This is a genomic window from Bacillus sp. 11B20 (assembly GCF_056098985.1).
On sequence record NZ_JBLZWZ010000007.1, the window covers coordinates 920,874 to 933,360 of the forward strand.

At 39.7% G+C, this 12,487-nt stretch carries 11 protein-coding genes and 2 pseudogenes; 3 read left to right on the forward strand and 10 right to left on the reverse strand.

The window, feature by feature from the left end; all coding sequences use genetic code 11:
- Nucleotides 1–14: 14 nt before the first annotated feature.
- The 6 genes and pseudogenes from ACN6NB_RS08925 to ACN6NB_RS08950 form a co-directional block, all read right to left on the reverse strand.
- Nucleotides 15–1,277, reverse strand: coding sequence for a PTS ascorbate transporter subunit IIC (locus tag ACN6NB_RS08925; protein WP_039179039.1), 1,263 nt, complete (start codon nt 1,275–1,277; stop codon nt 15–17).
- A gap of 25 nt (nt 1,278–1,302) precedes the next feature.
- Nucleotides 1,303–1,569 carry a PTS sugar transporter subunit IIB gene (locus ACN6NB_RS08930; RefSeq protein WP_047203175.1) on the reverse strand — a complete coding sequence of 89 codons (267 nt, stop codon included), beginning with the start codon at nt 1,567–1,569 and terminating at the stop codon, nt 1,303–1,305.
- A gap of 15 nt (nt 1,570–1,584) precedes the next feature.
- On the reverse strand, nt 1,585–3,657 hold the full coding sequence (locus ACN6NB_RS08935) for a BglG family transcription antiterminator (protein WP_222117338.1): 2,073 nt from the start codon (nt 3,655–3,657) through the stop codon (nt 1,585–1,587).
- 274 nt (nt 3,658–3,931) lie between these two features.
- Complete coding sequence (locus ACN6NB_RS08940; protein WP_144494745.1) at nt 3,932–4,372, reverse strand: rhs-associated protein; 441 nt, start codon at nt 4,370–4,372, stop codon at nt 3,932–3,934.
- Nucleotides 4,373–4,406: 34 nt separating this feature from the next.
- Nucleotides 4,407–4,568 (reverse strand): annotated as a pseudogene (locus ACN6NB_RS08945) (T7SS effector LXG polymorphic toxin); the annotation flags it as partial.
- 105 nt (nt 4,569–4,673) lie between these two features.
- A pseudogene (locus ACN6NB_RS08950) lies at nt 4,674–5,625 on the reverse strand (helix-turn-helix transcriptional regulator).
- A gap of 104 nt (nt 5,626–5,729) precedes the next feature.
- Here ACN6NB_RS08950 and ACN6NB_RS08955 point away from each other — a divergent pair.
- Both ACN6NB_RS08955 and ACN6NB_RS08960 read left to right on the forward strand, forming a co-directional pair.
- A complete protein-coding gene (locus tag ACN6NB_RS08955; protein WP_474253319.1) occupies nt 5,730–6,209 on the forward strand; it encodes a GyrI-like domain-containing protein in 480 nt (159 codons plus the stop codon).
- A gap of 21 nt (nt 6,210–6,230) precedes the next feature.
- Nucleotides 6,231–6,695 carry a phage tail protein gene (locus ACN6NB_RS08960; protein ID WP_474253320.1) on the forward strand — a complete coding sequence of 155 codons (465 nt, stop codon included), beginning with the start codon at nt 6,231–6,233 and terminating at the stop codon, nt 6,693–6,695.
- Nucleotides 6,696–7,198: 503 nt separating this feature from the next.
- Here the strand turns inward: ACN6NB_RS08960 and ACN6NB_RS08965 are convergent.
- The 3 genes from ACN6NB_RS08965 to ACN6NB_RS08975 form a co-directional block, all read right to left on the reverse strand.
- Nucleotides 7,199–7,516 carry a hypothetical protein gene (locus tag ACN6NB_RS08965; protein WP_039179063.1) on the reverse strand — a complete coding sequence of 106 codons (318 nt, stop codon included), beginning with the start codon at nt 7,514–7,516 and terminating at the stop codon, nt 7,199–7,201.
- A 21-nt stretch (nt 7,517–7,537) separates the two neighbouring features.
- Nucleotides 7,538–9,091: a ribonuclease YeeF family protein gene (locus ACN6NB_RS08970; RefSeq protein ID WP_474253321.1), complete on the reverse strand. Its 1,554-nt coding sequence runs from the start codon at nt 9,089–9,091 to the stop codon at nt 7,538–7,540.
- Nucleotides 9,092–9,467: 376 nt separating this feature from the next.
- Nucleotides 9,468–9,887 carry a MarR family winged helix-turn-helix transcriptional regulator gene (locus ACN6NB_RS08975; RefSeq protein WP_059377412.1) on the reverse strand — a complete coding sequence of 140 codons (420 nt, stop codon included), beginning with the start codon at nt 9,885–9,887 and terminating at the stop codon, nt 9,468–9,470.
- 170 nt (nt 9,888–10,057) lie between these two features.
- On the opposite strand from ACN6NB_RS08975, the gene ACN6NB_RS08980 reads away from it, so the two are divergent.
- Nucleotides 10,058–11,578 carry an MDR family MFS transporter gene (locus ACN6NB_RS08980; protein ID WP_059377354.1) on the forward strand — a complete coding sequence of 507 codons (1,521 nt, stop codon included), beginning with the start codon at nt 10,058–10,060 and terminating at the stop codon, nt 11,576–11,578.
- Between the two features lie 39 nt (nt 11,579–11,617).
- Here the strand turns inward: ACN6NB_RS08980 and ACN6NB_RS08985 are convergent, their stop codons facing one another.
- Nucleotides 11,618–12,487: a class II fructose-bisphosphate aldolase gene (locus ACN6NB_RS08985; protein WP_047203423.1), complete on the reverse strand. Its 870-nt coding sequence runs from the start codon at nt 12,485–12,487 to the stop codon at nt 11,618–11,620.

Genomic DNA, 12,487 nt, shown 5'->3' on the forward strand with positions numbered 1-12,487 from the left:
CAGTCTCCTCCTTTTTACAGCTGAAATAAAAACTTGATCAATCCAATTAAGATTCCGATGATACCAAAGTCTGTATCTCCAAACGTTGTCCCTTCAAAGCCGAGGGTTCCGAGCACAGGTAATAAACAAGCAGGTAAAAAGGAAAGAAGCAACCCATTTACAAAGGACCCAGCGACAGCACCTCTTACCCCTCCTGTTGCATTGCCATACACTCCTGCTGTAGCACCGCAAAAAAAGTGCGGGACAAGACCAGGGACAATGACAGTTAAACCAAACAAAGGTAAAAGAAAAATGGATACGATGCCTCCTGCAAAGCTGCATAAAAAACCAATAATGACCGCATTTGGCGCAAATGGAAAAACGGTTGGCGCATCAAGTGCCGGCTTTGCTCCCTTCACGAATCGATCGGCAATCCCCTTGAAAGCAGGCACGATCTCGCCAATGGCCATCCGTACCCCTGCTAAAATAATGTACACACCAGCAGCAAACGTAATCGCCTGAATGAGAATGAAGACAGCGAAGTTCGTGCCCCCGCTAATTTGTTCTATAAAAGGAATTCCTGCAAACGGTGCAATCGCAAAGAACAGCAAAGCCATCGTAATCGAAATGGCAACAGATGTATCTCTTAGAAAACCGAGTGATTTAGGCACTTGAATGGTTTCCGTTGATTTTTCAGGAGAACCAACCCATTTGCCGATCATTCCCGCAGTAAAATAACCGAAAGTACTGAAGTGTCCGAGCGCGAGATCATTGCTTCCGGTGACTTTCCTCGTAAACGGCTGAAGGATTGCGGGTGCAATGACCATAGCTGCCCCTAATATCATTGAACCAGTTGAGATGAGCAGCCACCCGTGCATACCGGCTGTTGAGAGAACGACGGCGAGCATAGCCGCCATATACAACGTATGATGCCCAGTCAAAAAGACGTATTTAAAGGGTGTGAATCTTGCAAGTAACAAATTGACCAGCATGCCAAAAATCATAATGAGTGCTGTCTGTGTACCGAATTCTTTTTGAGCAATGGCGGCCATAGCATCTGTATTTGGCACAACCCCTTGAATGTGAAAGGCTGCTTCAAACATCTTTCGAAAAACCCCGAGTGAATCAGAGACGACTGTAGCGCCCGCCCCTAATATTAAAAAGCCCATGGTTGTTTTCAAGGTGCCTGACACAGTATCTGCGGCTGATTTTTTCTGCAAAAGTAAACCGGCTAGAGCAAATAAACCGATGAGAATGGCAGGTGTGCCCAATATATCGTTCATGATCAGTTCTATCATGATGTGAATCCCCCTTTTTCATGACTTAAATGTGTTGACGAAGGACGTCCTTAATGGCTTTCTGGTCTAACAAATTATTTAAGCCAGCCACATTTCTTGTGCCGTCATTCAGCTGGTCAATAATATCAGCTGCGCCGATATAAAGATCTGCTTGTTCATTTTTACTTGTACTGAGATCGGTATGATCCACTTCAGCTATAAGACCTAATTCTTCTAATGCTTTTTTGACATTCATTTCTACAATAAAGCTGCTTCCTAACCCGTTTCCACATACAACTAGAATTTTTTTCATTCTCTTTTTCCCCCTTTATACTTGTGAAAATTGATCAATTAATTCTTGAACCGATGCTAAATCTTCTGCTTCAATCAATTGTTTCGTCCGTTTCTCTTCACTTAACAGCATGGTCAGCTGTTTGAGTGCTTTCAAGTGGCTCATGCTGTCAATAGCGGCTAACACAATGACGAGCCTCACCTGCTTTTTGCCATCCTTTGAAAACGAAATGGGCTGTTTGAATGACATGAGTGTCATGCTCAATTTGTTCACGCCATCCTCGGGCCTTGCATGTGGAATGGCCACTTGTGGTGCAATCACAATATAAGGACCATTTTGATGAACAGACTGAATCATGGCTTCTACATAACTTGTTTCAATGGCATTTTGGTCAAGTAAAGGCTGCGCCGCTTTTGTAATCGCCTCTTGCCATGTGTCTGCTGTTTGGTGGAGCTTAATGGTTTGTTCTGTTAATAAATCGTTTAACACTGGGTTCCACCCTTTCTGATAGGATACATATGTGGGATGAAGCAGCTCCTGAATGTCACGAAGCAGTGCTTGTTTATTTTGTACGATGGTATGCTGTTGAATGATGTTGAATAAAGCGTTTACATGCTGCTCGTCAACCATCGTTTCTAAGCCTTTCCCGTATTGAAGTAATGTTTTTTTCTCATAGGCAGTTAAAATAGGATGAACGAGATGAACTGGTTTTCCTTTAAACGTAATAGGTGTTGTGGACACAACGAAATCTGCATTAACGGCTGCTAATTCTTCATATGCACGCTTTGATAACAGCCCGCGTACTTCGATGTAGCCGATTAATTCGAGGAGCTGAGTTTTCAGCATGTTACTTGTGCCGATTCCTTCTCCGCAGACAATGTATACAGAACGCTTAACAATTGATGAAATTCCTTCTCTTCTCATCCAGCTGCCAAAATGCATGGCGAGATATGCAACTTCATGGTCACTCAACTTTGAACAGGCCGCCTTTTCTAAATGGCAGGCAACTTTTTGAGTGATTTCAAATACTTCTGGCTGTGCTTTTTTTATAGACTCCGTCAGTTCGTTGATTATACCAATGTGATAGATGAGCCTGTAATAAGCTGGAATTAAATGCATGGTTAAGTTTTGCTCCAATGCTTTTGGTTCTTGAAAGGAAATACAAGCATATCGCTGAAAGTCAAATATCATTTGTCTGGCGATGGTGCGAATGAGATGTTCTTCTGGTTTTTTAATTGATGGAAGTTTTTGCTTTTTTGCACTGAGCCATAGGGTGCTAAGAAAATAGATCTCATCATCATGAACAATGAGACTGGCCTCTTTTTGAATCTGCGCCATGAAACGAATAGCCGCCAAGCATTCCTCTGTTTCCTGCAATGTTCGCTTTTCTTCGTTTGAAATGTGTACAGCATGCCCTAGCTTCATCCGCTTGAAGTAGAAAAAGAGATCCAAAGAGAGCTGATCCAGCATCTCATCTGCAAATTCAAGCTTAAGTTCTTGTTCTGACTGCTGGAGGAGATGGTGTACCCGTTTGGACGAAATAGGTCCCTTTAACCAAAATGACGGAAACGTTTTTTCGTTTTTTATCATTGTGCGAATGAAATGTATATAAGGTTTGAGTGCCAATCGAATGGACCTTTCGTCTCCTGAAATCACATAGCCGCTTGCTGCCTGATAGCGGAGTGTGATCTCCTGCTTTGAAAGCGCCTCTTTTAGCTGTTTCATATCCTCAAGCAATGTATTTCGGCTCACCTTTGTCATCTTCATAAAATCATCAATTCTTAGGCAATGCTCGCTGCATGCTATGGATAAAAGCAAGATGGCCCTTCGTTCCTTTTTACATGGTTCATAATCGTGACCAACAAGAATGGCGTCAGCTTTTTGAATAATGATTTCTTTTTCCAGAGGATTTAAATAATAGCCAAGTTGACCTTTTCGCTGCACACCACTAAGCTGATGAGTTTCCAGCCAGCTGTTCATTCGCTTGATTTCAGCGTAAACGGTTCGAGTCGAGACTTTCATCCGATTCTGTAAATCTTCTATTGATAGATAAGATGTCGTGTGAAGCAGCATAGATAGTAAAGTCGTGCCCCTTTTGGTTAAGTACAGTTGGAATTCCTCCTTTCTTCTCTTTGCTTATAAGTCTAATCAACTCACATGCATCAAAGAAGTCCAAATGTCTTCAGCACGTGCTGTGCAGCGATTGTGTGTTCTTTTCATAAGAAAAACACACAATTTGAGTGTGCTTTCAGGCAAAGAGTCCTTTGTCTTTTTTTAAGTGTTTGAGGACCAATAAACACAAAAAACCTTGAATGATATAAAGCCAGTCAAGGTTTTTTCACTTCTTATCATCTTTTATTTTTCCTATACGTGACGTTTAAAATTATTTTTTGTTTAAACTAAATCCGAAATCCAAATCGTTTTCAAATGAAATACAAATACACCAATCACCTTTTAATGATATAAAGTAGTGGTGCTGAGGGATATTTAAAAAATAGACTAGTAGCTCTTCTAATTGTTTTAATTCAAACTGATACCCAAACTCTGTAAGGTTATCCCCTATGTAAATTACTTGTAAGTGATTATCTAAATATTTGCCTTTTAATTCAGTTATAAATAGAAGAGCATCAGGAAGTAACGATTCATTATTTGAGCTCTTACTATAATGTTTATTGGTTTGTAACCAATCTATTTTTGAACCAGCAAAATCAAATTTTTGTTCTATTAAATCTAAATAAATTTCGGGATTTTTATGTACTTTGACACTTTTAAGAAGGTCTTTTAATTCCAAATCCTTTATTAGTTCTTCATCATAAGAAATCAATAAAATTAACCCCTTTATCTAAAATGTATTTAACTGCCTTCTTGTCAAAATTCATAGGAATCGCTGTTCCATCATTTGTCGCATTCATCATTTCGGCTTACAATGCCATTGTAGTTTGCTGCTCTGTCTCTAACAAAGAATATTCACCTTTTAAATTTTGATCGAGTTTTATTAAATCTTTAACCGTTTTCTTCCGCAGCTGAGATCTACAGAAGATGGAAGTAAGATTGGTGGTTCATTGAGATTTGTTCGAAATACGACTCAGCTTCATGTATCTAATACGAGGTCTAACCAGCATTGATTATGGACAATATAGTAGTAGTCTTTCTTGTAAACTTTCCAAGATTTCTACAGGCATTTCCCTGACCTTGATATCCTCACCTAGGAAAAATAGCCAATTTGTTATTTCGGTTATTTCTTCTGAATAATTAACATTGATAAAAGTCTTTAAAATGGCTGTAGTTTGGTAAGGATTCGTATAAGAAATTGACATTTTGAAAGGATGGTATTTTTTGAACTGTGCAATTGCCTTTGGACCAAGTTCAAGGACAAGGTTGATTACCTCCTCCTGCTTACTTAGTTTTTCTAATATCTTTTTCCTGCTAAATCTATTTTTTGTAGAGTATGGTTTTACATCTGTGAGATTGTCGACAGGCAAAATCCGTTTCTTCTCTTCCTTTACATCAAAGCCTTCAATCAACCACAGGCTTTTTTCACGATAAAGGTTCAAAAGGTAAATGGGATAGGACTTGATCACTTTCTCCTCTCTCATGGTAATCAGTAAATATCGATCCAAAATAAGCAATTGGATTAATTTTTCTAACATGGGGTGAGGGAGATCGGACAAATCAAGCAGATCAGGATTATTCGGGTTGGCCCCTTCAAATAGCATGAGGCGATTTAACAGAACAAGGTCATCTTGCTGGGTTTCAGAGATGAGTCCTAGTAATTTTTCAGCTAAAGACTGGCGACTCTTTAAATAAGGGAGTTGTTGGTTTCTCGTGGCCATAAAGGCAATAAAAAGAGCTTTAATCTCATTATCGGTAAAACGGACAGTTGGCAGGACAGAATAAATATCCTCCGTCCCTTCCTACTTCTGCGACAAGTGGCATCCCCATAGCTTCAATTTCTCTGATGTCTCTAATTGCTGTCGAACGAGAGATATGAAATTCTCTCATGATTTCAGTAATTGTAAAGTTGGAGCGGTTGTTAATATACCGCATGATGGTATTAATCCGTTCAACTTTTTTCATCTGGTCCTCCTAAACAGTATCATTTTTTGACATGGTTTAAGCCTATTATATATTTATCAAGTGAAAAAAACATTTGATCAATTCACCAAAAGGAAGTGTTGAATATGGCAGAGTATATACTAGAAGAAAAAGACAGCTTTCACGTGTTAGGTATTGGAACTGAACTTAAGAGTCATTACACAGACTATTCCGGCATAACGAAGGAAAAAGCAGACTTTTGGCAAGCAGTCAACCAAGAAGGTCAGCTTGACACCTTAAAAGCCATTGCCACAAATGACTATATTTTTATCGTAAACGAAGCGGTAAATAATAAGCTGATGCATTATGTCGGGGTCATGACAGAGGAATCGTTACCAGAAGCGGACAGAGTGATTCAATTTCCTAAAGGGGAATATCTAATCGTTAAAGGGGAAGCTAAAACCGCTGATGAATTGCATCAAACGCTTACTGGCATTGCATTTGGTCAAGTCTTGCCTGAAGCAAAGAATTTCGCCTATGTTGGTGGACCAAATGCAGTGGTAGAAATGGGACAGCGAAACGACTTATTACTTGGTGAGATGCGGATTCCTGTTGTACGGAAATAAGAAGGATATGGAGGGATAGAAATGGCTTATATCGTTGATTTTAAACATGTGTCTACGATTGGTTTAGAGTCTTCACCTGTAGCAGAAGCACTTGCTGGCTTACGAGCGAATGAGGCTCGTTACTTTATGAACAAATATAAGCATGAATTTACAGTATTACCTGCCAGCGAAAGTCAGGAGACCCTTGATTATGTGAACCGAGTGTTAAAAGAAGAACGTGAACTAGAGTTTGCAGCCAAACCTTTAGAAACGGCAAGTTTTCAAGTGGAAAATATCAAATGGACCTACGTCTTTTATGAGGATGGTCTTGCAATTAACGTCCTTTATACAGTGGATGACCCGAAAAAACGCGCTGTTGGTTTTAAGCTTTCTGAAGGGATGGACGTACCAAAGGAATTAGAAGGAAAATTTAAATTTGCTAGGCAGAAGTCTAAACTAGCTGGAACGATTCGTGGGTCATTTTTTAAAATTAAAGGGGAATATTGAGTTGAGAAACCCTTTCTTCACTCGAATTTGTGAAACTGATTGAACAAATAAATTAAAATAATTTCCACCTTCTAAACAGAGCAGCATTCTCTATGCATTATTAGAGGATGTTTTTCTGTTTATTGTACCAACCTTATTTTCTTATGAAGAAGTTCGCCGTCAAAGCGATTAGTCTGCTATTTCACTGTTTAACATCTATACTTTTTTCAGATCTATATTCAAAGAAAATGAGGTGAAGTATCCCTCATTAAAAAACACTCACCATAAAAGCTGTGAGTGCCTAGTTTTGCTTGTCTCTATCATACGATGACCCACTCAGGAAAAAAGATCCCCATTTTATCGGTATGAAGGCCAATAAACACAAAAACCTTGAAAGGCATATAGCCAGTCAAGGTATGATAACAATAACATTATATTTAGAAGTATCAACTACTTCACCTACTGATTTATCTGAGAGAATATCATATTTGTTTTATATTTCTTTCTAATACAATAAGGCTATTTTAAAGTAACTCCACTCCAACTTGTTTATAAAATTTAACTTTTAGCCTCTCTTCTTCGCCCACGTTCATTACCATAGCTTTGTCATCTTTTTTTATACTTGTTACATTATTAAAATCACCTGTAAATACTATAGAATCATTAAATGTAATACTTAGACTACTCGTTTGCTTATATACATCTAAAGTTAAAATCACCTTGAAATTTTGGTCATCTTTGTAAGTATAAATTAATTCTCCATCATCTATATTGCCTGTTATACTCACCGGCTCACTTTGAAAAAGTTCTAATAGATCATATTCATCATACTTGATAAACATTCGTATTCATCCTTTTATTAATTATTTTGGTATAACTGTGATAACATCGCCTGCTTCATTTATAATTACTTTGACATCCCGAGTTTCATGAACAAACGTTCCACTTCTATTACCAGGTATCTTTTTCGTATTCATTATAGCGTCTTCAATAACTGAAGGTGGAATATTTCTTGGATCAACATATTTTTTGATGAAATCACTAAATTCTTTTGTTTGTGGTTTAAATCCTAATTCTTCAGCTTTTTTAATTGCTCTACTTGTTAAAGTAGCTTTTACTTCAGGAGTATCAGGTGCCATTCTTTCCAAAGCATGGTGAGAATACATTCTTCCATTTATTTTCCCTCCGCCTTTTGACATATTCCAACCAATTTCACCCGTACCCTTAACCCCCATTTTACCATGAAACCCTTTCGCCCCAAACGGCAAAAGCATTCCAAGCGCCGCATTCATACTTGCTTCCTGCTGTTCTTTCGAGATCTTATTTCCAAACATATCTCGGCCTGTGATTGCTTCGCTGAAACCGTTGGTGGCGGTGAGGCCATATAAACCTTTTTGAGATGTTTTCAGGGCGTCAAAGGATTTTTGTGATGTCTTGTAGATGTCGACTGCTCTGACTGCGGCCGATGTGGCTTGGGTGGTTTTATAGACCGCCTTTCCGCCTTTAAAAATGCGTCCTGTCCAGCCAACGATTGGGATGTAACCGGCTGCTGCCATGCCTCCTGCCGCGACTCGCTGACCTGCGGTGAGTTCCTCGCCTGTGATCGGATCAACACCTGTTGCGGCACGTTTTGCATCGTTCACACCAGTCAGTTCATTGACGATATTTCCACCGTAATCGAGCGCTTTTTCATACCAAGGACGGTTGGCGAGGGCTTCTTGTTCCTTTGCAATCTCTCGGGCTTCTTCTTGTTCTTTTTTGATTTTCAGATATTCAGAAGTTTGCTTTTCAATATCGCTTTTTGCCTTGTAGATTTCGCTATTGTGATACGCTTTCTTGTCAAAATTCATAGGCGAAATCGCTTTTCCATCATTTGTCGCATTCATCATTTCAGCGTACAATGCCATTGTAGCTTGCTGCTCTGTCTCTGACAAAGCATATTCATCTTTTAAATTTTGATCAAGCTCTCTTAAATCTTTGACTGTCTTTTTTCGTTCATCTTCCGCATCTTCTATTTTTTCATCAAAGGTTTGACTATCAAATACTTCTAGAGAAATGAGATCATCAATGTCTTGAAAAATCGTTTTGAGTGCCTTTTTTTGATCCTTTACAATGCTTTTGGCATTCTTGATGCCCATATGTACTGCGTTGTCTAAAAAGTGTTCCTCTACAAAGGTATCGCCGCCAAAGCTCGTATCATCAAGTGTCCCAGAAACACCGTCATGAAAGGCTTTTTGCTTATCAATGAAGCTGATAAACATGTCTACATTTCCGGAGAGCTCTTTATAAAAGCTTTTAATGTTATCGGCACCTTTCCCAGTAAAATCATCACCGAGGTTAGCAACACCTTGTAATGCCTTTTTTAAATCTACCATTTGTTCACGGAGTTCCTGATAGTGTTTTGCCCTTGTGTCCATGGCACTTGTTAGTGCTTTTGCATCAAGTATCTTGCCCAGAAGAATTCACTCCCTCCCATTCTTTGACAAGGCCAATTTTACCAATACAAAGTTTATCATTAAATAGGCATTAAGATACAAAAACAATACTGATTATGTAAATGAACATTGTTTCAATTGAAAAGCAAACTATAGAATTCATTAGCTCCACTTTTGTCATAACAATTATAATGTAGTTTTTAGAACAATCTTTTAAATAGAACATTTTTTTGAGCTACTCCATTATAAAAAAGAGTTATAGAGCACTTTTATGGTAAGGAAGATGTCACTAGTCGAGGCAATCCCTACATGAATTAGGAATGCACTTAGAAAAAGCACACCCGCATTAGTGTACTTTTTACGATTTAGACTTAAGCAATTGAAGTTCTTGCTCCATGATATCTGCTGCTTCAGTTATAAATTGAATAATTAAGTCTAATTCTTCTGGTTTGTATTCATTTGTGAGTTCCTTCGTTGATGTTGATAAGGATCGAAAGAGTTCTTTCACCTGTGATTTCCCTGCCGTTAATGGAACGATGATAACTCTTCGTTTGTCTTTTGGGTCCTTTGCTCTTTTGGCGTAGCCCGCTTTTTCAAGCCGGTCAATGAGAGCTGTGACTGCACCAGAGCTAAGACCTGTTTTTTCACTTAGTTCTCCTGCTGTAAGGGGGCCGAGTTCATTTAATAAATCAGCTGATTTGAGATCTGTTGGAAAAAGGCCTAGTGATTGGGCGGCCGCTTGGTGGAATAAAACGGTTCGTGTGGCGAGGCGCCTCATTGTATGGATGATCTGGGTTGCTCTGTCTTCAGCCTCGTTCTTTATTGACAACTTGTTCTCCTCCCTTTAAAATCAATTTATCTTGATCATCAAGATAAATGTTCTCTTACTTTATGGTTAAGTTGATCATAGCAAAAATAATGAGAGAACGTAAGCAGGAGGTAAATGAAATGAATCATGTGGATAAAGGCAAGGCATCCACTCGCTTTGTTGTCATCGGTTTGCTGTTAGGGATTTTTATGGCAGCGATGGACAATACCATTGTTGCAACAGCGATGGGAAGTATCGTAGCAGATTTGGGCAGTTTTGATAAATTTGCTTGGGTGACGGCTTCTTATATGGTGGCAGTAATGGCTGGAATGCCGATTTACGGAAAGCTTTCTGATATGTATGGTCGAAAGCGTTTTTTTCTGTTTGGACTTATTTTCTTTTTAATTGGATCAGCGCTGTGCGGTATCGCACAAACGATGGATCAGCTCATTATTTACCGAGCCATTCAAGGGCTTGGAGGCGGTGCACTTCTTCCGATCGCATTTACGATTATCTTTGACATCTTCCCCCCTGAAAAGCGCGGAAAAATGTCTGGTATGTTTGGCGCAGTCTTTGGTTTATCAAGTGTACTCGGACCGCTCTTAGGTGCTATTATTACGGATTCGATCGGCTGGCATTGGGTTTTTTATATTAACGTGCCAATCGGTATTGTCAGTGTCTTCTTGATCGCCAGATACTATCAGGAATCGCTTGAACATCGTAAGCAGAAAATCGACTGGTCAGGTGCTATTACGCTTGTCGTTGCGGTTGTCAGCTTAATGTTCGCCCTTGAGCTTGGCGGTAAATCTTATGCTTGGGATTCGGTGCAAATCCTCACACTTTTTGCTGTGTTTCTTGTGTTCGGTACGATCTTCTTTATTGTTGAGCGTAAAGCTGAGGAACCGATTATCTCATTTTGGATGTTTAAAAATCGATTATTTGCGACATCTCAAATTTTGGCGTTTTTATATGGTGGGACATTCATTATTCTTGCTGTCTTTATTCCTATTTTCGTGCAGGCGGTGTACGGTGAATCTGCGACAAGTGCAGGGTTTATTTTAACACCGATGATGATTGGATCAGTCATTGGCAGTATGATTGGCGGAACGATGCAGACGAAAGTGCCTTTCAGACGTCTTATGACCATCTCTGTCATTTCATTTTTCGCTGGGATGCTGTTGCTTGCCAATATGTCACCAGATACAGCAAGACTGTGGCTCACACTCTTTATGATGATATCAGGCTTTGGGGTAGGGTTCAGCTTCTCCCTTCTGCCGTCAGCTTCAATGAATGATCTTGAGCCGCGCTACCGAGGCAGTGCAAACTCGACCAATTCTTTTATGAGATCACTTGGGATGACACTCGGTGTCACGATTTTCGGGACAATTCAAACCAATGTGCTGACAAATCGTTTAGCTGATGCCTTTAGTGGAATGAAAGGAGCCCCTTCTCAAATAGGCGATCCACAGGCTATTTTCCAAGAAGGTGCCCGCTCACAAATTCCGACTGATATTTTAAATAAAGTCATCGATGCAATGTCACAAAGTATTACGTATGTATTTTTGCTTGCTTTATTCCCGATTGCACTTGCGGCGATTACAGTCATATTTATGGGAAATGCACGAGTACGTACATCAAATGAAATGAAAGAAAACGAATAATGTAAAAAAGCAGAGCAATTGCAGCTCTGCTTTTTTACATTATTGATATAGCGGATGGGCTTTGCCCTCACTGCCAACGATTCGTATTTTCGATTGGACCATGTCTTTTGCTGCTTGTTTTGCTTTTTGTAAATACATACGCGGATCTAAGCTTTCAGGTTCATTTGAGAAATGATCACGTATGGCCTCGGAGTATGCATTTTTCAATTCAGTTGAGACATTCACCTTTGCCATACCAAGTGCAACGCATCGCTTCACATCCTCATCCGGTACAGCAGAACCACCGTGGAGAACAAGTGGTACATCGACCAGGTCCGCAATTTGTTCAATGCGGGCAAAGTCTATATCCGGCACCCCTTTATAAATGCCATGGGCAGTACCAATCGCAGGTGCTAAAGTGGGCACCCCAGTTTCTTCTACAAATTGGCGGCATTCTGATGGAACGGCTTTTTCAGCATCCTTTTCATCAACGACGATATCATCTTCGACACCACCTACCTTGCCTAATTCTGCTTCAACGTTCACCCCTACTTTTAATGCGAGGTCCACAACTTCTTTTGTACGGCGAACATTTTCTTCATATGAGTGCATAGATGCATCGATCATAACGGATGTATATCCGGCCCTGATACAGGTGAGAATCACATCAAAGTCTGTGCAATGATCGAGGTGAAGACCAATTGGGATTTGATATTGATCAGCCGCCGCCTTCACTGTATCTGCAATCGCTTTTGCTCCAAGAGATTGAACCGTTCCAACCGTTGTTTGCAATATCACAGGTGACTTTAATTCTGCTGCCGTTTCGAGTACCCAATAGATACTGTCAAAGGAGTGTACATTGAATGCCACAATTCCGTATTTTTCTTTTTTCGCAGCCTCAAGCATTGGTGTTGTTGAAAGTAAAGGCAT